Annotated in this window: 23 protein-coding genes and 1 tRNA gene; all 24 read right to left on the reverse strand. The window is 38.4% G+C overall.

Going from position 1 to position 23,667, the window contains the following annotated elements; translation table 11 throughout:
- Positions 1-32: 32 nt before the first annotated feature.
- Complete coding sequence (locus QZ565_RS00005) at positions 33-698, reverse strand: lantibiotic ABC transporter permease (RefSeq protein WP_295524049.1); 666 nt, start codon at positions 696-698, stop codon at positions 33-35.
- A gap of 1 nt (position 699) precedes the next feature.
- The gene (locus tag QZ565_RS00010; protein ID WP_295524051.1) at positions 700-2,283 is read right to left on the reverse strand and encodes a T7SS effector LXG polymorphic toxin; all 1,584 of its coding nucleotides are present in this window, start codon (positions 2,281-2,283) and stop codon (positions 700-702) included.
- Complete coding sequence (locus QZ565_RS00015; protein WP_295524053.1) at positions 2,273-2,647, reverse strand: hypothetical protein; 375 nt, start codon at positions 2,645-2,647, stop codon at positions 2,273-2,275. The genes QZ565_RS00010 and QZ565_RS00015 overlap by 11 nt, the downstream gene beginning before the upstream one ends.
- Before the next feature lie 2 nt (positions 2,648-2,649).
- Positions 2,650-3,015 (reverse strand): TIGR04197 family type VII secretion effector, encoded by a 366-nt coding sequence (locus tag QZ565_RS00020; RefSeq protein WP_295524055.1) that lies wholly within the window; start codon positions 3,013-3,015, stop codon positions 2,650-2,652.
- An 81-nt stretch (positions 3,016-3,096) separates the two neighbouring features.
- Entirely contained in the window at positions 3,097-4,104 is a 1,008-nt protein-coding gene (locus QZ565_RS00025) for a hypothetical protein (protein WP_295524057.1), read from the reverse strand.
- 449 nt (positions 4,105-4,553) lie between these two features.
- Positions 4,554-4,871, reverse strand: coding sequence for a DUF4176 domain-containing protein (locus tag QZ565_RS00030; protein ID WP_295524059.1), 318 nt, complete (start codon positions 4,869-4,871; stop codon positions 4,554-4,556).
- The gene (locus QZ565_RS00035) at positions 4,864-5,763 is read right to left on the reverse strand and encodes a hypothetical protein (RefSeq protein WP_295524062.1); all 900 of its coding nucleotides are present in this window, start codon (positions 5,761-5,763) and stop codon (positions 4,864-4,866) included. The genes QZ565_RS00030 and QZ565_RS00035 overlap by 8 nt, the downstream gene beginning before the upstream one ends.
- Positions 5,764-5,768: 5 nt before the next feature.
- The gene (locus QZ565_RS00040; protein ID WP_295524064.1) at positions 5,769-7,448 is read right to left on the reverse strand and encodes a T7SS effector LXG polymorphic toxin; all 1,680 of its coding nucleotides are present in this window, start codon (positions 7,446-7,448) and stop codon (positions 5,769-5,771) included.
- The gene (locus tag QZ565_RS00045) at positions 7,438-7,812 is read right to left on the reverse strand and encodes a hypothetical protein (protein ID WP_295524053.1); all 375 of its coding nucleotides are present in this window, start codon (positions 7,810-7,812) and stop codon (positions 7,438-7,440) included. The genes QZ565_RS00040 and QZ565_RS00045 overlap by 11 nt, the downstream gene beginning before the upstream one ends.
- A 2-nt stretch (positions 7,813-7,814) precedes the next feature.
- The gene (locus tag QZ565_RS00050) at positions 7,815-8,180 is read right to left on the reverse strand and encodes a TIGR04197 family type VII secretion effector (protein WP_295524055.1); all 366 of its coding nucleotides are present in this window, start codon (positions 8,178-8,180) and stop codon (positions 7,815-7,817) included.
- Between the two features lie 81 nt (positions 8,181-8,261).
- Positions 8,262-12,683 carry a type VII secretion protein EssC gene (gene essC, locus QZ565_RS00055; protein WP_295524066.1) on the reverse strand — a complete coding sequence of 1,474 codons (4,422 nt, stop codon included), beginning with the start codon at positions 12,681-12,683 and terminating at the stop codon, positions 8,262-8,264.
- A gap of 21 nt (positions 12,684-12,704) precedes the next feature.
- Positions 12,705-13,982 carry a type VII secretion protein EssB gene (gene essB / locus QZ565_RS00060; protein ID WP_295524069.1) on the reverse strand — a complete coding sequence of 426 codons (1,278 nt, stop codon included), beginning with the start codon at positions 13,980-13,982 and terminating at the stop codon, positions 12,705-12,707.
- Positions 13,983-14,222: an EsaB/YukD family protein gene (locus tag QZ565_RS00065; RefSeq protein WP_064276358.1), complete on the reverse strand. Its 240-nt coding sequence runs from the start codon at positions 14,220-14,222 to the stop codon at positions 13,983-13,985.
- Positions 14,223-14,287: 65 nt separating this feature from the next.
- Positions 14,288-14,752, reverse strand: coding sequence for a type VII secretion protein EssA (essA, locus tag QZ565_RS00070; RefSeq protein ID WP_261027355.1), 465 nt, complete (start codon positions 14,750-14,752; stop codon positions 14,288-14,290).
- A gap of 3 nt (positions 14,753-14,755) precedes the next feature.
- The gene (esaA, locus tag QZ565_RS00075; RefSeq protein WP_295524074.1) at positions 14,756-17,788 is read right to left on the reverse strand and encodes a type VII secretion protein EsaA; all 3,033 of its coding nucleotides are present in this window, start codon (positions 17,786-17,788) and stop codon (positions 14,756-14,758) included.
- Between the two features lie 69 nt (positions 17,789-17,857).
- Positions 17,858-18,145, reverse strand: coding sequence for a WXG100 family type VII secretion target (locus QZ565_RS00080; protein ID WP_020902061.1), 288 nt, complete (start codon positions 18,143-18,145; stop codon positions 17,858-17,860).
- A 129-nt stretch (positions 18,146-18,274) separates the two neighbouring features.
- Positions 18,275-18,583 carry a hypothetical protein gene (locus tag QZ565_RS00085; protein WP_020902062.1) on the reverse strand — a complete coding sequence of 103 codons (309 nt, stop codon included), beginning with the start codon at positions 18,581-18,583 and terminating at the stop codon, positions 18,275-18,277.
- A 13-nt stretch (positions 18,584-18,596) separates the two neighbouring features.
- On the reverse strand, positions 18,597-18,911 hold the full coding sequence (locus QZ565_RS00090; RefSeq protein WP_020902063.1) for a hypothetical protein: 315 nt from the start codon (positions 18,909-18,911) through the stop codon (positions 18,597-18,599).
- Entirely contained in the window at positions 18,892-20,613 is a 1,722-nt protein-coding gene (locus tag QZ565_RS00095; RefSeq protein ID WP_084863051.1) for a cutinase family protein, read from the reverse strand. Before QZ565_RS00095 ends, QZ565_RS00090 begins: the two co-directional genes overlap by 20 nt.
- Positions 20,606-21,007 carry a hypothetical protein gene (locus QZ565_RS00100; RefSeq protein ID WP_020902067.1) on the reverse strand — a complete coding sequence of 134 codons (402 nt, stop codon included), beginning with the start codon at positions 21,005-21,007 and terminating at the stop codon, positions 20,606-20,608. The genes QZ565_RS00095 and QZ565_RS00100 overlap by 8 nt, the downstream gene beginning before the upstream one ends.
- 69 nt (positions 21,008-21,076) lie before the next feature.
- Complete coding sequence (locus QZ565_RS00105; protein WP_020902068.1) at positions 21,077-21,499, reverse strand: hypothetical protein; 423 nt, start codon at positions 21,497-21,499, stop codon at positions 21,077-21,079.
- Positions 21,500-21,888: 389 nt separating this feature from the next.
- Positions 21,889-21,961: transfer RNA gene (locus QZ565_RS00110), tRNA-Thr, on the reverse strand.
- Between the two features lie 99 nt (positions 21,962-22,060).
- Positions 22,061-22,846 (reverse strand): ABC transporter permease, encoded by a 786-nt coding sequence (locus QZ565_RS00115; protein ID WP_064276354.1) that lies wholly within the window; start codon positions 22,844-22,846, stop codon positions 22,061-22,063.
- A gap of 1 nt (position 22,847) precedes the next feature.
- Positions 22,848-23,666 carry an ABC-2 family transporter protein gene (locus QZ565_RS00120; protein WP_084863049.1) on the reverse strand — a complete coding sequence of 273 codons (819 nt, stop codon included), beginning with the start codon at positions 23,664-23,666 and terminating at the stop codon, positions 22,848-22,850.
- Position 23,667 lies beyond the last annotated feature (1 nt).

The following is a 23,667-nucleotide window of genomic DNA, read 5'->3' on the forward strand; positions in this document are numbered from 1 at the left end:
AGCTGTGCTATTACTAGCCATTCTAATTAATTTTATTTTATTTCTCCTCTAAAAATAATGTTATTCGTGCTTTTCTTTTCCCAACCGGTGAATACTTGAGTATAGCCGAGAATAAAGAACGAGTTCCATGAAATAATCATCCCTACCAATCCGATGATAACATAGATTCCAGATAACATAAAGAATCGTGTTATTAGTACTATTGCTGCTGACACTATTGTTACAATAAGGGTTGGTAAGTGTAACAAATTCTTCTTATGCTCAGTATCTGGCATTTGTTTTACTTTTGAAACAATTGATATTTGATAAAAAAAGTTTATCACCTGAAAAGCAACGCTCAATCCAATGAAAAGAAAGAATATCGATAAATACTGTTCCCCAAAGAATATAGAGCTCAAAAAAAGAAGTTTAAAATGAAGAAAAAGAAACGAAGTCGTCGGAACTGATTGTAATAATTTTGAAGCGGAAAATTTTTGAAACAACAAAAATGCAAGCAGTACTATTACCATATGGACAATAGTAACATGAATCAAAAATATACTAAGATTATGCATTTGATTCTTTGTAAATATGGAAACAATCAGTACTACTGAAGTAAATAGAAATTCGACTAAAAATACAAGATAGAAATTCAAATTTCTCACTGGTTTATGACCTGTCATCAGTATATTCAAAAATTCATAATATCTTTCTTTCATCTTATCCTCCTACAATTCCTGCCCACCATTTTTTCAAACCCTTTGAAAATCCGGTATGTTTATCTAGTTCATTTAAACCCACACTAATACCTCCGCCTATAAGAAGTGCACCACCAGCTACTACAGCAACTGGTAATGTAAAAGGAGTCGCTGCTGCCACTAATGTGGCTATCCCTGCAGCTATCACAACACCACCGATACTAGATGTAGCGCTGATTCCTACATTCTTAACAGTGTCAATCGTAACACCTCCAAATTGAGTAGCTATATACTTTTCACTTCCAACTGTCATATTTTTGCTAACAGCAATATCATGTGTTTCTCCCATTCCGTCTACAATATCTACAGCAGAAAATACCACATTTGCAATCGCCATGCCTTTACCCAATTTGCCCATATTCTTAAAGCTATCTGATATCTTAATCCCTTCAGTAGGATGTATTGAGAATATGTTTGACAAACCAGCTGTTGCTGAGGAAAGTGCACCATCTTTCCCAGCCTTAATGATATTAGGACGGAAAGGTTGCATCATATCCTCGTACTGACCTCGAATATTTGTTCCCTTATTTGTAGTAATCTTACTGTAATTGTGACGTCGGTTTATACTATTACGACTGTAAAATTTATCATAGCCTAACAATTTATCTAGCTTTTGCCCAATAGGTGTTGTACCATGATGAAATATTAAATTTCCTTTATTGTCTTTTGTAATTCGAGAACCCAAATACAAAACATTAGCAGCATCAAAAACAGTTGTAGCTTTATTATATAAATCGCTAACTTTGCTATATGGAGAGTCGTTAATTAACCTTAATAGTTCTGGCTTTGCCAATTCTGTTGGATACCGTTTCCCATACTCTGCAATCGCTGCGATATCCTTCTCATCTAATTCGGTTTTATTTTTAATTTTATCTAAAACATTTTGATAATTTTGAACTACCTCAGAACGTTTCGTCCACTCACTATTAATATTACTAGCCCAAGAAGCTTGTCCCTCTACTTTAAAAGTGCCATCAAACTTTCCAAAGTCACCTGTGACTTGTTCGAAACCTTGGAAAACTAAGCTCTGTAAGCTTTCTGAATCCGAAAACTGACCACTAGTCGAGCTCGCAAACGACTGCAATTTTTCTAATTTCCTTTGTAACTCATCTCGCTTACTCGTCGCATTTGAGATAACTCCTCGAACATTACTTATATATATAGGATTGACGTCCTTTAGATTATATAAACTATATAAAATAGATTCATAAGTCGAAATGGTTGTATTCTTCGCTTCAATTTGCTGTTGAAGTATCTCCTCATCTAGACTTTCTCCACCGACTTGTGAATAGTAAAGAGTCGGTAGTTCACCGGCTTTTCCTCCTAGACTCTCTGAAAAGAGGATAACTCCTCTAAGTAGGGAAACCATTATATTTTCCGCATAGGACTTAGCGCTATCATAGGCTGCCCCTTTCAACTCCTCCTCTGTAATCAAATTATTAAAGGCACTAATGACATCGTTATAATAATTCACACGGCTGCTTAATACACTATTGGCTGTACTGCCCTGCGAATCTGCTGAGCCTATATCTACTTTAATCCCCATTCTTCTCCTCCTTCTCCTCATTTTGTAATTCAAGACGGCGTTGTTGAAAAAGAAGTTCCTCTTTTTCGCCCTCTAGCTTGCTCATTGCTTTTTTTAATTCTTCTTTCCTCTCAGAGATAAAATCATCAAGTAGCTGTTCATTCCTTTTTAACATCTCTATATCTTCAAGACGATTCATCTCATCTTTAACGGATAACGGATAATAGCCTAATTCTCTATATGGAATGAAGTTCGTTTGACAAAGATCTAAGATCTCCGTCGCAACGGAAAGAAACTGATTTCTTTCTTCTTCTAGCTTTGATAATTTCGTTTGAATCTGTTGAACACTACATTGAATATCTTCTAATTTTCTAGTTTTTTCCATCCTCACTCCTTAAACAAATTATTTTGAGGAACAAATGACGGATTTGTGTATGGCGAAGATTGACCAGTTATCCCCTTATTTTGACTCGACGATAAATTATTCTGCCACATTGTACTTATATTCTCATCTACTACTTCGAATTCATTTGCGACACCATGAATTAATTTTACGAATTCACTTATTTTTGATTGAATATTTTGAGCAATAGATGCCTCATTTATGATCAATTTTCTTCCTACCGTATTAGCGGTATAATAGCTTGTCTTATCTCTAGTAACTGTACCGGCAGTTGTAATGCTATTGCTTGCTGATACAATTCCAGTTGCAATAGTACTTGCCGTGCCTTTTTCACTTTTTACTTGTCCCATATTCAATAACCTTTTCAATTATCCTTTCTACTATCAAATCGTCAAGAGACAGGGTTGAATCTTAAGTATCAAATAATATTGTTACTTATTCTTACTAATTTTGAGTTTGATGATTTCTTTCCGAGAATGTAAATAAACCTGATCGGGATCTGGAGCCACATCTCTGCTATATATTCCTTTATCTAAGAAGGTTTGATCCATTAGGCGCATACCAAAGATGACCCATTGGACATTTGTTTTGAGGTATCTTGGAATTGGGTCAACGCTTGTTCCAATATAAGTATAATCTGTACCAATAATAAACCTCATCCCTACTCGATAACCATTCTCAAACATAAATTGAAGCTGTTGAACATTTAAATCGCTTTCGGATACAAGTGCTCTCATATTTGGTATAAAAACAATCCACTCAGATGAGATTCCTTTTTCAAGACGGCGCTCTATTTCGTAGATTAGCTGATTTCCTATGTCCGATACTTCCTTTTTACTTCCAACATAGGTTTTCACCTGATTACTATATGACTCATATTCTTGGAAAGCATCAATCAACATCATATGAACGTTAGGCATTTTAAGAATAGTTCTTAATAAATGATGAGTTATATTATCAAAAGCATCTTCTGCATTTGATACATAAGCCATGTGTTTAAATTTGCTAAGAGAGATATTGACACTTCCAACCATTTCTAGCTCCAAACCGATAGGAATCTGACCATTCTCAATAGCTTCTTGTACACTAGGCAATTTCAAAAATTCTTCCACCATCAACTCCTCTGGTACCATCGGGATGGCACTTGGGCGCTGTCCTGTCCAGGCTTCTTGGAGGGAAGCCACTTCCTGACGAAGGTTATTGAGGACTTGGTTTTCGTTGTCTCCAGAGACTGGGAGTGCCAGCTGGATGACATCCACGTCTTCACGCTTCATGAGAGCCCGTCCCTTGATGTCTTCCATGGTCATGGCAAGGGGTGTAGAGCCCACAATCGTCCGCACTTCACTAGCTTCATTTTGTGGTAGGCTCAACTGGTGCTTGAAGGCAGAAATTGCCTCATTATAGGATGCTATTCTAGCTTCTCCTACCCTTGTAGTCAATCAACAAGAAAGCCACATTATGAGGGTGGAACTTGACGGCAAGAGACAGGATTTTTTTGTAAATAGCATAGCAGATAAATAAGCGAAAATATAGAATTTTCAAGGTACTAGAAAGAAAACGTTCTCGTTCTATTATACCACAATATCAAAACAATCCTCGTCCCATAGGAACAAAGCTATATTTTTGTATCATGAATTTAGGCTTATGACCACGCTAATTCATCTTACGAAATGGAACAGACAAAAAACGAGGAGTTTCTTTAATGTCAAAGCAGCTCCTCGTTTTTGATTTTTATTTGAAGTATAGTGATTTCTTCAACAATCTCTAAAAATATAGCTTATTCGAATTTTGTTACACTTTTAATGGTTTTAAAGCTTTCAGCAAAAAGACAGGATTAGCATTACTACGTCGAATATAGAGAATCTATGATAGTTACTCCACTGTAATTCTATTTTATCTCTTTCTTAGGAATCGTAAGTGTTTTCGTCCACTTCTCATAAACTTCTAAAAAACGTCCCTCTTCCTCATCTGAATAGCCTACAAAAACGACTTTGTCAATATTTTCATGTTGAAAGAAAAGCGTCGATTCCGTTTGAAAGCCCATTGGGTACAAAACACCCATATAATCAGCAAATGCTTTTTCTCCAGTTTCCTCGTCGTCAAAGATAACTCCACGACCAATAATCATTAATTTCTGCGTTCCTTCTTGAAGATAGACAATACTACCTAACGGTAATAATTCTTTATTTTTATTTTTATTATTCATTTTTTAATAACTCCTTGTGTTTTTTTAAATATTTCATTCCATACCATTCTTCCACTGATTTTCCTTCCCATTCGCGGTATTCTTCAGGGTATTTCCATTTATAGTAAGCTTGTAGCATATAGGGAAACATGAAATAAACTTCAAAAGCAAAAACTAAAATATTAAGAATCAGTATTGAAGCCAAAATACCGAGTCCTCCAATCAAATTATTACTATTCTCCATCGAACTTGAGAAAAAAATACGAATGACTAGCCAAATTGCTACAACCAAACCACCATACTTGGCAATTATGCTAAACATCTTGCCGAATAATCTATCACTAAAACTTTTCTTTAGAGTTGTCCCATATAACAATTTTCCTAATGACTCACACCTAGAAAGAATCATTGAAATAATTATTAATAATATCAATCCTACAAAAGTGAACATTCCCCAAAATCCAGCTACTGCATAAATTAAGTTTAGAGAAAAAAGATTGAGTTCAACAACTAGCCAGATAATAAAGGTAACCATAAAATGGAATTGGCCCCTATAAATCAAAATAAACTGCTGATTGTATCGCTTCCCTAGTATAATCAATAAAAGCCATATTGCAAGTGTTATCCAAAATACCCAGTACGGAAGAAAATTAATGTCGGGTAAAGGGACTGTTAAATCTCTAGGATCAGAATGGTAAAATAAATAATTATTTAAAGCTACAATCAACCAATTGGGACCAATTATAAATAGGAAAGTCAGAATTACCAGCCAAACATATGATTTTTTTGTTCCTCTAAATTGCTCTTTTTTTAAAGCATCTTGGTAAATGTCCCGAGCAAATTTCCCTGAGACGCCATCATCTAATAAATTTAAACTCTCCTCAAAACTTGCTTTAAAAATTGATTTCTTCATCCTTTTCACCCAAATCCTATCATTTTTCCTATACCGCCTATTGTACCAGAAATGGTATTCGGTGTATTTTCTATTCCTTTTCCAACCGCATCAATTCCTTTATAAGCAAAATCCTTAACATCATCATATAAGTGCGGATTAAAAAATTGAGCAAGCTGATTAATACCACCGATTATAGCTCCTGCAAACGCTCCTACAGCAGCACCTGATAAAGTTCCTAAGACAGGAACTGGAATCGCCGTTCCAATCGTTCCACCTATACTTCCTCCAATTGTAGCTCCTTCTAAAACTCCTACTTTTTTGACTCCTTCTAATGTTCCCCCTACTACAGCTTTACCTATATTTTTCGTTTCAACGAATTCATTGACTCCACTTGATACAGCTGTAATTCCTAAATCTGCATATGTAAAAACTGTTCCTAATTTTCCAAATAGCTCCCCTCCTTTTGCAACGTATTTTATTCCTTTACCAAATAATCCAGTTACTTCTCCTCCCTCAGTTATATATTTACCCAAACTCTCTATTCCTGTAACTTTTTCCAATTCTGTTTTAACAATAGTTTCTACAGGGCTTGCGATATCAGAAATACCATCGAAAATCTTTTTCAGTGTCCCTCCCTTATTTCCTAATGATTCATACCAAGCCATGGCACTCATTACACCACTTACAAATTTCCTACGTTTTGTCCCCTTATCAACCGATCCCAGCAATTCTATGATGCCGTCCGATTGTAGAAAAGCCTTAGTCAAGCTTTTCGGTGTTAGTCCAAGTATTTGGGCTCCTCTCTTAAACCAGTCATTATCTGAGATTGCCTTAATTGCATCATACAAATTAATTGTATTGTACTTAACACCATCATCACCAAGTACTTCAGCTAATATCTTTTCATAGAGGTGTTGCTCAATAGCATTAACTAACGTATCTGGCAACTCTTTACCTGGATACCGTTTTCTATACTCTGCAATCGCTGCGATATCCTTCTCATCTAATTCGGTTTTATTTTTAATTTTATCTAAAACATTTTGATAATTTTGAACTACCTCAGAACGTTTCGTCCACTCACTATTAATATTACTAGCCCAAGAAGCTTGTCCCTCTACTTTAAAAGTGCCATCAAACTTTCCAAAGTCACCTGTGACTTGTTCGAAACCTTGGAAAACTAAGCTCTGTAAGCTTTCTGAATCCGAAAACTGACCACTAGTCGAGCTCGCAAACGACTGCAATTTTTCTAATTTCCTTTGTAACTCATCTCGCTTACTCGTCGCATTTGAGATAACTCCTCGAACATTACTTATATATATAGGATTGACGTCCTTTAGATTATATAAACTATATAAAATAGATTCATAAGTCGAAATGGTTGTATTCTTCGCTTCAATTTGCTGTTGAAGTATCTCCTCATCTAGACTTTCTCCACCGACTTGTGAATAGTAAAGAGTCGGTAGTTCACCGGCTTTTCCTCCTAGACTCTCTGAAAAGAGGATAACTCCTCTAAGTAGGGAAACCATTATATTTTCCGCATAGGACTTAGCGCTATCATAGGCTGCCCCTTTCAACTCCTCCTCTGTAATCAAATTATTAAAGGCACTAATGACATCGTTATAATAATTCACACGGCTGCTTAATACACTATTGGCTGTACTGCCCTGCGAATCTGCTGAGCCTATATCTACTTTAATCCCCATTCTTCTCCTCCTTCTCCTCATTTTGTAATTCAAGACGGCGTTGTTGAAAAAGAAGTTCCTCTTTTTCGCCCTCTAGCTTGCTCATTGCTTTTTTTAATTCTTCTTTCCTCTCAGAGATAAAATCATCAAGTAGCTGTTCATTCCTTTTTAACATCTCTATATCTTCAAGACGATTCATCTCATCTTTAACGGATAACGGATAATAGCCTAATTCTCTATATGGAATGAAGTTCGTTTGACAAAGATCTAAGATCTCCGTCGCAACGGAAAGAAACTGATTTCTTTCTTCTTCTAGCTTTGATAATTTCGTTTGAATCTGTTGAACACTACATTGAATATCTTCTAATTTTCTAGTTTTTTCCATCCTCACTCCTTAAACAAATTATTTTGAGGAACAAATGACGGATTTGTGTATGGCGAAGATTGACCAGTTATCCCCTTATTTTGACTCGACGATAAATTATTCTGCCACATTGTACTTATATTCTCATCTACTACTTCGAATTCATTTGCGACACCATGAATTAATTTTACGAATTCACTTATTTTTGATTGAATATTTTGAGCAATAGATGCCTCATTTATGATCAATTTTCTTCCTACCGTATTAGCGGTATAATAGCTTGTCTTATCTCTAGTAACTGTACCGGCAGTTGTAATGCTATTGCTTGCTGATACAATTCCAGTTGCAATAGTACTTGCCGTGCCTTTTTCACTTTTTACTTGTCCCATATTCAATAACCTTTTCAATTATCCTTTCTACTATCAAATCGTCAAGAGACAGGGTTGAATCTTAAGTATCAAATAATATTGTTACTTATTCTTACTAATTTTGAGTTTGATGATTTCTTTCCGAGAATGTAAATAAACCTGATCGGGATCTGGAGCCACATCTCTGCTATATATTCCTTTATCTAAGAAGGTTTGATCCATTAGGCGCATACCAAAGATGACCCATTGGACATTTGTTTTGAGGTATCTTGGAATTGGGTCAACGCTTGTTCCAATATAAGTATAATCTGTACCAATAATAAACCTCATCCCTACTCGATAACCATTCTCAAACATAAATTGAAGCTGTTGAACATTTAAATCGCTTTCGGATACAAGTGCTCTCATATTTGGTATAAAAACAATCCACTCAGATGAGATTCCTTTTTCAAGACGGCGCTCTATTTCGTAGATTAGCTGATTTCCTATGTCCGATACTTCCTTTTTACTTCCAACATAGGTTTTCACCTGATTACTATATGACTCATATTCTTGGAAAGCATCAATCAACATCATATGAACGTTAGGCATTTTAAGAATAGTTCTTAATAAATGATGAGTTATATTATCAAAAGCATCTTCTGCATTTGATACATAAGCCATGTGTTTAAATTTGCTAAGAGAGATATTGACACTTCCAACCATTTCTAGCTCCAAACCGATAGGAATCTGACCATTCTCAATAGCTTCTTGTACACTAGGCAATTTCAAAAATTCTTCCACCATCAACTCCTCTGGTACCATCGGGATGGCACTTGGGCGCTGTCCTGTCCAGGCTTCTTGGAGGGAAGCCACTTCCTGACGAAGGTTATTGAGGACTTGGTTTTCGTTGTCTCCAGAGACTGGGAGTGCCAGCTGGATGACATCCACGTCTTCACGCTTCATGAGAGCCCGTCCCTTGATGTCTTCCATGGTCATGGCAAGGGGTGTAGAGCCCACAATCGTCCGCACTTCACTAGCTTCATTTTGTGGTAGGCTCAACTGGTGCTTGAAGTTCGAGTAGAGTTGGGCACGAAGGTTGGACTGGCGACCCGCTGTCATCAAGAGATGTACCCCAATGCTGAGACCTTCACGAGAGATGCGCACCAAGAGCTTGAAGAGTTCTGCCTCATAGGCTTCTTCCTTGAAAGCTTCATAGCTATCTAAGAGGATGACAATAGCCGGTTCTTCCTGACCACTAGCCTGACGATAGAGTTCCAAGGTCCCAACTCCATAGTCCGCAAGCAGTTTCTTACGGCGGTTGAGTTCTTTCTCCATGATTCGTACAAACTTAGAGATCTTCTCCGTTTGATCCAGAGGCATGATATCCGCTACCTGTGGAAGCTTGGACAATGGAGCCAAACCATTGGTCCCAAAGTCCATCAAGTACATGGTAAGGTCCTTAGGACTGAACTTACGAGCCAAGTCCATACCTGCAGACTGAAGGAAGGTTGTCTTCCCAGTGCCCGGACTTCCATAGAGAAGGACATGTCCGTCCTTGGCGAGATTGATAGAGACGGCTTCCTGCTTCTGAGCCTGCGGGATATCTGCCATTCCAAGTAGAATTGAGAGTGATTTCTCTTGTGCCCAGGCTATTGCTGGTTGCACTTCTTCCAGCTCCTCTAGCGCAATGCGCTCCTTAAGTGGTGGCAACCATGGCTGTGGTACTGGAGGGATCTCTTGTTCTTCACATAGGAGATGGATATTGTGCACAATAGCATCTAGCTCTGTCGGAACTTCCTTGATTTCATCGGCATCCTCTAAGCCCGATAAGTCCTCGTTTAGGATTTCATATTGCCCCAATTCATTGATCAGGTAGATAGTATGGTCTTCAATTCCCATATCATCCTTTTCTGGCTGGTAATCTGCGCCTGACCAGGCTGACTGGAAGAGTTCATAAACTTCATTATTTCCGACCTGTAGATAGGCGCGTCCCGTCTGAGTGATCTCGGCCGCATCCGGTGTATGAAGCATTTCATTGGAGTCCGAACGATCTGCTACCTTAAGGGCAATCTTAAAGCGAGAGTTGGACCAGATCTGGTCATCCACCACACCTGATGGCTTTTGAGTAGCTAGGATCAAGTGAACCCCGAGGGAACGCCCGACACGCGCAATAGATACCAACTTCTTGATAAAGTCGGGCTGGTTAACCTTGAGCTCTGCGAACTCATCTGAGATGATGAAGAGATGAGGGAGAGGTTCTGTCGCTTCTCCGTTTTTAAATTTCTTCTGGTATTGGTTGATATGGTTGACTTCGAACTCTCCAAAGAGTCGTTCACGACGATGGATCTCCGCATTAATCGAAGCCAAAGCCCGCATGGATTGGACACCATCCAAGTTGGTAATGGTTCCCAAGAGGTGGGGGAGGTTTTTAAAGAGATTGGCCATCCCACCACCCTTGTAGTCAATCAGCAAGAATGCCACATCATGAGGGTGGAAGTTGACAGCGAGGGATAGGATGTAGGATTGGATCGTTTCTGACTTCCCTGATCCAGTCGTCCCTGCGATCAAACCATGAGGTCCATGAGCTTTTTCATGTAGATTGAGCTGAACCAGGTCATCCTGACCACGCAGACCAATCGGCACAGCCAAACTCTTGTAGGGTGCGTTCTTTTTCCAACGGCTCGATACCTGCAAGTCCTCAAAGGTCTCCGCACCATACATTTCCATAAAGGTCACGGAATCTGGTATCGAACTCTTAAGATTTTGGAGGTGATTGAGCGGTGCCAAGGTACGGGCGATCCGCTCCTTATCATAATCTGTTGGGAAATGATCCAAGCGGAAGTCCGTCTCTTTCAAGACCCCTTCTTCCATGACCAGTTGGCCCGTATTTCGGTCCTTGATATTGATCACTGTCTGGATATTCTCAGACAAGGAACTCATGACATCCTCTACAAAGATGAGAGAACAGCCTAATTCCGTTGGATCTTCGGTAAAGAATTCCATGATAATATGGTCCAAAATCAGCTTCTCATCGGTTACTAGAACCACGTAATGAGGATGGAAGAGGCTGCTCTCCTTGTGGGATGCTTCTTCCTTTTGACTACGACGTAGTTTCAAGATTTGGTTCAAACTATTGAGAACCTGGTCTCGTGTCCGTTGATTGTAGACAAAACCGCGAACATTGAGTTCTTGCAGTTTGGCATGAGGTAGCCAACGCATCCAAGACCATTGTTCTTTTTCCTCTTCTGGCAAGATCGTAATAAACTGCACATCATGATAAGAATGAAAAGTCGCTAACTGCATCACCAAAAGCTGCAGTTGTTCTAGGACGAGATTTCTAGGTCCAATATAACCAACCGGTCCATGGCTAAGGTTTGCCGGAATCGGCATATCTGGAATTTTTTTGTGACGACTATAGAGAGCGTAACCCTCTTCTTCCAGAGCATCCTTCTTACCACTGCGCTCCTGTTGACCATATTTCAAGTCATAGCTAGTCGGTATTTTCCCGAGTCCCAAACGATAGTATAAGAAGTCAAAATGTAAGGGAGTTTTTTCGTAAATCCGGTGATTGTAACTCTCAACCAAGTCCGTCAACTCTAAAATAGTTGGAAAATGATAGTGCATCCCTTCTTTTTGTTCCCGTTCCAGACGAGTCAATTCCTTTACCTTATCTTTCAGGTAAAGACGATAAAGATCGATCCGTTCCTTCTTATCAGCCTTGTACTTTTTACGATTTTTGATAAAACCACGGATAGAAAAAATCATTGTGGTTATGGACATCCCTACTGTCGCAAGAATATAGATTCCTCGAGGTTGAACCAAGGTGATCAAGACGGTTACCCCGACCATTGTAAGAGGAGGAACGATTAGCTTTAACAGTTCATCACTCGGCTTAGCTGGTTCTTGACCTGGAGGGTTAATCAATATTTTATCTTCACTTCCACGATAAATGATTCGTGGAGAGCGGTGATAATCTGGATAATCTTCATAAAAACCATATCGAGAGGGTTCTCTCAGCGTTAGTTGTCTCCCAACTTGAGCTGGTCCCAAAACCCATACTTCGTCTGGAAAGAGCTTTATTGTCACCGCTCCTAAACTCAACTCATCTCCAAAACCAATCAATTGCTGGTCCATTTGTTCCAGATGATTGTTTCGATAAAATGCGCCTTTTAATCGAGTTAGCATCCATTGATTCTGAGATTTTTGGAGTAAGAGTTCGACATCTCCATCTAGTGTGATCAACGCACCTTTATGAGAACCAATCTGAAACTCTGATAAATCCAAAAGATCATAAACCCTTGGACCCCCTTCTCGGAGATAAAAGACAACCTCACCCAAACGTAGACCATCTTTCAATAATCCTGCTTCGTTCTCATACTGATAAAAGATCTTGTCACCGTCAAGCTTGAGCTGAATCGGACTCTCCTGTTGAGAAAGGTAGACTTGAGCCTTTTCAGTAGCCCCAACCAAGACCGTTTTATCTGCACTCAGTTCTACTTCATAACGCAGACCTTGGCTGTAGAAAATGATTTGTTTTTTCATAGTTTCTCTCCTTGGTCTACCTTAATTGCTAGAGGAGCTGCTAGGGCTAGTTTTCTTCTCAGATGAAGGTTTGCTTTCAGAATGCTTTTCTTGTGAACTAGGACTAGAACTAGTAGATGCATTAGAGCTAGAATCACTTGTTAATAGCTGACTTCGGTTATCCCAGTATTTCTTATATTCACTCTCCAAAGTATTCAGTTTACTTTCACGATCTTTCCCTGACAACTTACCATCTTCCCGAACCTGCTTGATTTCCTGAGTCAAAGCATAGAGAATCAAATCACTGTCGTTAATCCGTTTGGCAATATCAAGTGCCTCTTCAAAGCGATTGCGCCCAACTTGAATCCAATAAGTCAAATAAAGCTCATCAGATTTGAGGGTTACATTATTCAGGATGACCTTCTTTTGTTCAGAAGAAAATTCCAATCCCTGAATATAAGAGAAGGCTAACTCATACTTCTGCGTATTAGGCAAGCTAGCAGGAGCAATTCCCTCTAATTCTGTAATAACCGCGCTATAATCTACTTTAATAAAAGCGGTATCCGCCTGCAACATCTTTTCTTTGAAAGGATTTTGCATGAAAATCAAATAGATAAGCGGAACGATCAACAAAACAACACTCGCTGTCAACCAAATCGTTGCCAATTTAAACACTCGGTGTCGTCTGCTTGGAACCAATACTAAATCCGCCTGTTCTTTCGCAGATTTCTCTACATAATACCGTTCCAAAATAGTAACTGCTGTTGCAATATCATCTGCCTGACACAGGTCATTTAAAAAGTCTGGCAAGGTCTCTAATTCCAAGGAACCATTGTAAAGGTCCATAAAGTCAAAATCACTAAATAGTGTTACGGTAAAACACTTAGCCTGACGTAGAAAATCTTCTGAGGATATTGATTGAGGAACCATCAGACCAGGAATTCCACGATAAGCAATCTTAGCCTGAGCATCTTTGGTAATAAATAGATTTACTGGATGCAAAAGGAAGGTCACTGGCAACTCCCAGGCTCCTTCTAGACGAAAAACGTTTAGGGCCAAACGAATTCTCTCCGAAATGGTACGACTCTTTATTTCTTCATAAGTCAAACCATGAGCTTCGACTTGATAGGAGAAGGTTACACTATCCTCATCAGAGACCATCGATTGCTCCAAAAAGAACGGATGATGCAAATCCAACAGTAACAGTTCCCGTAAATCTTGACTCGCTACATCTGAACGCTTAAGGCTCAATTTCCAAGTTGTTTCATTTTTTTCATATACAAACGGCTGTTCGCCAAATATAAATTTTTCCTCAGTCACCTAAATCTCCTCTATCTCTACTAAATCCCCTGTTGTCATTGGATAATCGGATAGTTGTTTTCCTTCATCAATCAATAATCCTTTGTTGACAATTCTAAGTTGATATTTTTTTCTCTGTTTACCTGGAGTAAAAATCGTATCCACTTCTCGAATTAACCGTCGCACTTCAATCCGACTAGGAATGCGAATATCCACATCTTTTTCTCTCAAGCGTAGAGTAATATTGATATGTTGCTCCACTGTTTATATACCTCCTGTATATGATTCTGTTCTTACTAAGTTGTTAAGACGGACTTGCTAAAACATTATTCTATCCCTTCGGCCATAAGGCGATAACTCATCACAGCTGTAGCTACGAAAAGTAATAAAAACAATGATATATATGCTAACTCCGGAAGAAAATCACTCAAACCATCTTTTTCTAACTGACCAATATTTGTTTGAAATTTAGATGTTATTTTTGAATTTGGCTGAAACAACTGCTCTGCAGGATTTTTTTTAACTGGTCCCTGTATAGCAGAAAACAGTTGGCCCCTTTCTGTGATCAACTGTTCCTCTTGATACTGCTGCATGTCTTGCAACTTCTTTTGGGTCGCTTCGTTAAAAAGCTCCTTGGTTTCTTCAGATTGTAGACCAAAGTTAAGTCCCTCTTTTTTCTCAAGTCGAGAATCATCAATCTGTAAACGATTATCCTTCAAATCATCTGCAGCAGCCATTGAGACTGCTGCACATGCTACTAAGGTAAGAAGTAAAAGAATTATTTTTTTCATTTCCTATTCTTTCTCAGTTTGAAATACTTGAGGCCAAAATCTTCTTTCTTTGATAAAAATATTCATAACAAGTAATCCAGCTACGACAATCATCATTGCAATAAATGCTAAAATATTTGCTGGTTGTCCATCAAAATATCCTGAAAGGAAAGCTTCTAATATTGATAAAGCATTAAGATTTTTGATGAAGGCTGGAAAACCTGTTAGACTGGCCGTCGTCCCAATTGCATTTGATAGATAGACAAAGCTAATCATCATAAAGAAGGCGAGACCCATTCCAATTACTCGGAAATGTTTAAGTAATAAATACTGCCCTTGAATCAGTACCAAAGCAGCTAAAACAATTAGCAATACCCATGATGGTTGATATTCACGACCAACGTGAAGTTGAGCACTCGATACAATACCAACGACTAGACCAACTATTATAGCTAAAATAGATAGTAGGCCAACTGTCATAATATCTGTATCATGCAACTTGTCTAGCTTAAATTTATCTTTGACCTTACGAACAATATTTTGCGTTGCAAATAAATAGCCTGTAAAGAGACTAACAATTTCAAGTAAGAGAATCCATGTAAATGGACGATAAACGTTGACAGTCGCTTTTACCGAGGTAGAATTTTGCGCAACAGGGTTTGATAAGAAGTTAAGCAATACTTCGTTTGGTACCCCATTGTCATAGGCGTTATTCAGAACTTTCACGAAGGACTCTACAAAGTTACCATTCTTAGACAATTCTTCGTTAAACTGCGTCATCAAGGAGTCAGCATCTTGAGATAACTTTTCAGTACTTGTTTGAGCATTTGACAATTCACGATTGAAATTACCTAAAGTCTCCTTTACAGACTCTGCAGCTTTGACATTGCTTTGAGAAGACTCCTTCACAGCAGAAGAGTTAGTGAATAGATTTCTATAATCTTCATCGAGTGATTTTAAATCCCTATCTATATCTTGAAAAACGGTACCCTCTTTCGCTTGTTTCGCAAATTCGTCAATCTTTTTGATTAGGTCTAATTGTTTATTAATTTTATCATTCAAATCCTTGTTAGTCTCTAAAACTTCCTTAACATTTTTTTCTAGGATAGGCTTCAAATCAGTCAGTTTAGCTAAGGCTTTATCTACCTTATCCTTAGCACCATCTTTATCTGTATCGCTAGCAGGTTTAGTTAGGCTTTCTTCGTATTTCTTAAGATTTGAACTAATAGCTTCGAACCAAATATCTGACAATGCTTTAGACACATCACTATTTTTTAACCCTCTGACGGTATCGTATGCTTTTTTTAGTGATTCTACCTTTTGATAGGCAGAGGCTATTTTCTGAACCTTTTGTCCGTAAGTCACTGCTGCTTGCTGAACGGCTGAGACATCTATGGGAGCACTGACTGCTTGAACATCATTCAAGGAAATATCAATAGTCTCTGGCTCCGCTTTTGGAGTTGGGCTTGGACCCCCAGTTGAACCTGTAGTCGGAGTTGGAGTCGGAGTTGGAGCTGGAGCTGCCTCTGCAAGACTATATGCTACTTTGAAAGTCCCACCAGTCTTCAAATCAATTTCTTGGCCAAACTCAACTGGTGTGCCATCATAAGTGACCGAATGAACCGTCACTCCTGTTCCAGCCTTCCATGATACCTTAGCCTTTGTTCCTGTTCGTCCAACAGCACTTGTACTAGTAATCGCCTTATTTTCCAGATTCTTCAAGTCCGCCAAAGAAATCTCGTCGCTAGGCTCTTTAATCGTTTTTAAATCTGTATAGTTTACAGAAGGAATTGTGGTTGGTGTCATACCAAAACCACTAAATTCTTTTCCACTAAAATCTTCTTTTGGTAATTCTGAGATTGCAGAAACCAGTTGCTCTTTGAGATATTCTTCAGCCTTCTCTAGGTCCTTGTTTGCAGCTTTATCCAAAAATCGACCGAGAGTGATTGTCTTCTCACTTGTTCCATAGTAAGAAGCTAGTTTCTCATCAATGAAGTCACGAATACCTTTTTTATGATTCTCAAACTTCGTTCTTTCATTTGTTAGATTGGTCTGTAAACTAACAATCTCTTTGCTGATGTCTTTTGCGACTGTTTTATAGGAAGATCCAACTTCAGGCTGCATTACATCAGAGGAGGTTACTTGACCTTCTATCTTGGAATTTAGAATCTTTTGGGTTTCCATTAATTCTTGTTTATAAGAATCAACCTGTTCCTTTACCTCATCCCTACTCTTAGATATAAGCTTTTCTATGACGTCCGCATAATTCTGCTTTGCTTGTTCCTTATTGTTAGACAATTCTTTGAAAGTGTTGTTATATTTAACCTGCGACTCATCAAAGCGATTAAAGGACTGTAAGTAGCTTTCCAAACCTGTCTTTAAGACACCGTTTGCATCAACTGAAGAACTAGACATACTGTAAAGAGTCGGGAAAATATTTTTAGAGTTAATTGCTGTTCCATATAAGTTTGTACGGTAGTTTCCGATATTAGTTGCTTGTATCTGTGAACTAGCTTGCACATTTTTTTGCGCCGTATAAAGATTGCTCAAAATACTCGCCATATACATGTCAACTAATTGACCATTTAAATCAGCAACAATGTCTTTTGCTAGTTTATTTGCATCATTTTCCACCTGCAAATTTCCTTGGGCATTGACCTTATAATTAATGGTTGTCTTATCAACATTGATACTGTTAATATCAAGTATTTTTTCAGAAAAGTCACTAGGAATTGTTAAAACGAGTTGGTATTTCCCACTTTCTAATCCGGTATCTGCTGCTCCACGAGGAACAACGGACCAGTTTTGTGAATTATCACGCTCGATGTTTTTTACATAACTAGCCCCCAAATTATACTCTTTTGTATCCACATAGACAGGCTTATCTTCATTTACAATAGCCACATTTAATTTGGTCTGCTGATTTACTTTCGCGTTATTCTCATTGTTAATTGTCGTATTCTTTTGAACAGAAAGATTCAAAAGAACCATCATCAAGAGCAACAATAGGGCTAGCAAACTACTCCCTACATATTTATATATTCTATTCTTCTTCATTTGCCTTTTAATCATCTCCATTAAAAAAAATAGGAAGGCTCTCGCCCTCCTAAAGCCACTTATAACAAATTAATGAATTTGTGATGCAAGTTCTTGGTCGTTTTGCTCAACGATTTCAGCAACTTTATACAATTGCGCATTGATTGCATCAAGTAAAGCTGCAAACTCTTCAATTTTTGGAGATAATTCTGTAAACTGTTGATCAAAGCTCTGAAAAGCAGCACCTTTCCAGTTCTCTCTAATAATCTCTTGTTCGTTACTCAATGTGCGAAGCACTTCTCTTACTTCTTCAGCACCATTAGTATATTTTTGAGCAGAAGTACGTAGTTCCTCTGTCGTTAATTGAATTAAAGCTATATTAAACTCCTTTAAGTTATTTTATAAGTTTATTATATCAATAAGTGCCACAAATTACAAGTGCTTACACCATTTTTTACTAATAAATTATCAAAAAAATTCTCTTGTATTAGATTAAGGGTCTATTCGTTAAAAATCCTTTTCCTCTAACTTTCGATAAAAGTTTTTATTCTCTTGGTGTCGAGCTTCCAGTACATTCTCTATACGATTCTTATAAAGTTGATGATAGCTATCTAAATTGTTCTCTATCTCAAAGATATATGGTTGAATTTCAGCAAAACTACTATCTCTACATGCATAGGAAAGCGCCTCTAGGAGATGATCCGTCTCCCTACTAAACTTGTGGAAATCATCATCCAAATCCATCTCCAAACGTTCTAAGTCTCGTAATTTACGATTATGCTCATCCTCTAGTTTCTGAAGTCCCTTTTTATCCATAACCAGTTTTCTCCTAGCTTTTGATCGGACTCTGTAAAGTAGGTGTTTGCAAGGTCTGTGTCAAGTAAGTTTCTGCAGCATCTGCAGCCTTTCCCTCAAATCCACCCTTAATATTGTTCACATAGGTCTTAGAAGCGTACTCTTGCATATCTGCGGCTGCTTCCTGCAACTTTTTAGCTAACTCAGCTCCTTTAGCAAGGATTGACAACTCTTTTGCAGTTACCAAGGCCCTGACTGCTTGGCGTTCTTGTTCCCTCATTCTTTCTTTGAAGGCTCTGTCGAGTTGCTCTCTTGTAATTAAAGTATCCTCATCCGTTAGGACTACCATTTTTTCCCCTCCATGTTTGCTTTACATCCGCCAATAGATTATTAAAATCTTCAGCACTATCTCTATCTATGGTCTCAAAGGAGCCACTAGCTTTGACCAAGCTCTCCCCCAGTTGCTGGATTTGTGTCAGGAAGGATGTTGCTGCTGTCTTCGTGTCACTAGCAAGGCCTTCATCCCAAAAGCTTGTTGTATCAAAACCAGAAAGAAGATTCGTAACTTCTGAGCTTGACAAATATCCAACCATGTCAAATGCTGTTGACCTTGTCTCCTTTACTATATTTTGAATGTCTTCCTTAGCGTCTGAAAGTAAGGTTTTCACGGATTTAACTTTGTCTTCCATGTCAAAATTTGCTAACTGGGCTGCTGTCTGAAGCAACTGAGCTCGAACCAAGATTCTTTGATTTCCTGAAAGATTGCCACTTCTCAGTTGTTCCTGATAACGAGGAATAGCTTCTCGATCCCATTTTATAGATTCCTGACGTGCTTCTTCGACGATTTTACTATATTCTATTGTATAATTCTTGTAAACTGCATAACCGATAGCCATCTTTGTTAGAGCCTCACCCCTCATAATGGCATTCAAAATATTTGAGGCTACATTATCATCAACTCCTAAAGCCCTGAGAGAATCTAAAGATGTCGCAATCAGTCGAGACAGCTTTTCACCTGCCCTGAGCAATTCTGGGTGAAAATCCTCAGACGCGGTCAACAAATTTCCCTTTCCATCCGATTGGAAAACACCAAAGTCATGGGAGCTTTCGGGATCAGTAATCTGAGTATAATGCAAGGGGACGAGGACATTGACTTTACCGACGGGTTTCTTAAGGGGTTCATCGGAGTCACCAGGTAATTTGGCAATGGTGTGTTCTCGATTAAGCATCCCCACGATATCAAAAGGATTGACATAATACTCGATCTTTTCGCTAATCTTTTTGATTTTCTCATCGCTGAGGCCCATTTCCTTTAAGCTCTTTGTCGTGTCTGGACCGTCAAAGAGGACCACTTTGCCGATTTTCTTCAGTTCTTCATCAGTGAGGCCAGCTACTCCTTGCGCAGAAACTATGGTCCCTAGGGAGTGACCTGTGATGTCCATCGTAGCATTTGGAGCCTTTTCACGCATCTCTGCGATTTTAGCTTTCATACCTGCCGTCGCTAACTTGGCTTGCGGGGTATGGATGTGGTTGAGGGCAAACTTCGCATCGTTGTCTATCCAATCGTTCCAATTTTCATAACTAATAGCATCACTTCCGCGGATAGCCATATAAGTTTTCGTAGTATCTTTAGTCAAGGTTGGCGTATCCGTTAAGTAGTAGGCATTGAAACCAGCTTTCTCATCCGTTAAAAGCCCTTTTTGATAGAGCTTGATAGGAGGCTCTTCTTGGTGAACCCCTCCGCCAGGATCACCAACTTGGAGTTTTATCTTATCTTCCACAGTATGTAAATCAGGATCTGGCTGCAAGTAGACTTTACCGTCATGAGGAAGTTTTTTACCTCCTTTAGTGATTTCCAACTCTTTTGTAATTTCGTTGTAAGATTGAATGTCTTTAGAGAAGTCAAATTGTAACGCTTCTCCTGAATCTAATATTTTTCTTTCTTCTTTACTCAGTCTCTCATATGTAAAAAGATTCGGTCGTCCTCTATATGCTGACTGAGCTAAATCCGCATAAAAATTATCAAAATTTTTTAAATTACTATTAGTCAAGCAGTTTACCCCCAATACGCAACGGACTACCAATTCCGATAGAATTAATTAAAATTTTTCCATCTGTAATCTTAATAATAACACTCCAGCTTGAGTTTGATATATTATTAAATCCTCCATAAACCTGAACAATATCGCCTCCTCCTTGAGGTGTACCATTTCCTATCTTATCCCATTGTGTCTGTTTCCAATCTATTTGAACCGATTCGACTTTAGGATTTAAAGATTTTACAAACTCCTTAATCTCTTCTTCATGTTCCTTTAAATAATCCAACTGCTTAGCTCGCGGACTAAGAAATACTCCTCCGAATAAATTTGTTTTCTGTGCCATCCATGCACCTCCTCCAAAAATTACAAGTGCTAAAACTAACCAAAGTAAAGTACGTTTTTTCATGAATGTTCTCCTAAATAAGCTGACTGTGCTAAATTCGCATAAAAATTATCAAAGGTTTTTAAATTACTATTAGTCATAATAATACCATCCCCCATCCCTATAAATTCTTATAGGCTGCATTTCATAAATTCCAAATTCCTTTGGTATACTGTTTGCATCATTGTCTAAAGAAAATCCAACCATGAATTTCGTCTTATCATTATTATTTACCTTTCCTCTAAGTGTCAACATATAGCCTCCACCTTGAGGAGTTCCATTTCCTACTTGACCAACCTTCATACTATCCCAATCAAACTGAACACTTTCAACTTTAGGACTTAAAGACTTGACAAAATCAGCCATATCTTCTTCATGCTCCTTCAGATAAGCCAACTGCTTAGCCCGTGGGCTCAGAGCTATTCCTCCAAATAGATTTGTTGCCTGTGCCATCCATGCGCCTCCTCCAAAAATTACAAGGGCTAAAACTAACCAAAGCAAAGTACGTTTTTTCATGAATATTCTCCTATAACATGTGAATATAGCCATATTATATCATGAATGTAAAAAAATTTTTATCATGAACCGCCCCTCAAAGCTTAACCAAAAATCTAACGCTCTCAATATCTGTACTTTATCAGTATTTTATTTGAAAAAAATTTTCTATAAAATTCCTTTTACACTATCTTTCCAATAATTCCTATAATAGGAATCAAAGAAAAACCTACAAGATCTGATTCTAAGGTGCTATCCCATCTTTTTCATTCATTTAGACTAACTGCAATTGAATTACATCTTATTGCTTCTTTTTTCATCTAGTTTAACACTCTAGAATTAGCTTCAAGGCATGTTCCTAACATATAAAAAAGCCCTGTCCCAAGACAAGGCTTTGAGCTTCTTCACTTTGCCGATTGCAGGGATTGAACCTGTGACCTAGGCTTTACGAGTGCCTTGCTCTAGCAACTGAGCTAAATCGGCGATTACACTTACAGTATAGCACTCTAAGAATAGGTGTCAAGAAATTTTCATCTCTGTTAAAAAAGCCTGTCCTGAGACAAGGCTTTGATAACATCTATGCTAAGAACCCGCACTTTCGTAGGCATCTAAACCCCTATCCCAAAGTTTAAGGGAAATGACAAAGAAAACCATAGAAATCAACATCAAACCACCAATGTTAAAGATAACATCCTTGTCCTGCAAGAAATAGCTGGCAGGATAGTAGGCCGTAAAGGCAAAAGGTACAATAAAACTGATTAACCAACGAAGAAGCGAATTGTAAATGGAAATCGGATACTTGGCAAAATCATTAAACATATAGAAAATATAAATCATTGCTCCTGACTGCTTGGTCCAAAAAGCGATGCTGGCTGTCGCGATTTTCAAGGAAGTATAAATCAAGGTCGCAAAAGGAATACAAACTAGGAAAAGCAGGAATTTTGGAAGAGTCCAAGCAATGCTAGATACCGTTGTCGCTAGTAGGATCCCACCAACCAAGAGTTCGCCCAAAGCATCAATCTGAAAGGTTTCAACTAGGATGTGAAAGAGAGGGTTGATAGGACGAGTCAGGTATTTGTCAAATTCTCCTTTTCGAACCAAGCGTTGACCTAACGCCCAGAGATTGTCAAAAAAGAGATGGTCCAACCCCTTAGGAATCAAGGAAAAGCCATAAATAAAAGCAATCTCTTGAAAGGTCCAACCTTCTAGGGATGGAATATGTTGAAAGATGACATTGAGAAACAAGAGGTTCAGACCTTGAGTCAGAAAGACTCCTAAAACCCCCACCACAAAATCCACCTTGTATTCCATGATTTGCTTGATGTATTGTCTGATAAAAATCAGATGCATGCGTTGATATTTTTTCATACTAACCTCCTTGAATGGTGATAAATGACTGGACTCGTTTCCAAATCAACTGAGACAAGCCCACCATTACTAAGAGCCAGAAAAACTGCAAAGCGAGCGCCTGAAGAATCTGATTGGCATCGTATTTCCCAACGATAATCATGACCGGAGTGTAAATTAAGGATGAAAAAGGCAGGAAGGACAGAATATCTGAAACAACCTTTGGAAAGAAAGCCAAGGGAATCAAACTTCCAGACATAAAGGCCACTATGGAAGTCTTGAGTAGATTGGAACCCCAAAGATTTTTAAACACAAAGGCTGAAAAACCAAAGCAGATATTAAAGAAAAAGTTGATCAGGTAGGCTAGCGTTAAGCTAAAAAGATAAAGGACAGTTAATCCCAGCACTTCTACCATCCCTTGCCCAGATAAGATTTTCATCAAAACAATGACACTTAAAAATGGAAGACCGACACTGATAAAAATCAACCACTTTGACCCAAGCTCGGTAAAGAGATAAGAAGCCGCAAAATGCACTGGTCGCAACAAGCGCATGATAATGGAACCATCCTTGACCTCCTCTCCAATCATAAAGGAAGAATCGGACCTAGTTAGAAGATTGGTCAAAAAACTCATAATGATATAGAGGGTGATATCTGCCATACTAAAGCCCTGAATCAAGGACTCTTGCGAAGAATCAAAGACAGCCTTCCAGAGATAAAAGGCCACAAAAGCACCCATTACATCGCCGATCCGATAAAGAATAAAGTTGACTCGGTAAGTAATCAACTCCTGAACCCCTGCATTGATAAAGGGTTTATAACGTCTCCACAATTTGACCATC

The sequence above is a fragment of the uncultured Streptococcus sp. genome (genome assembly GCF_915066115.1).
Taxonomy (GTDB): Bacteria; Bacillota; Bacilli; order Lactobacillales; family Streptococcaceae; genus Streptococcus.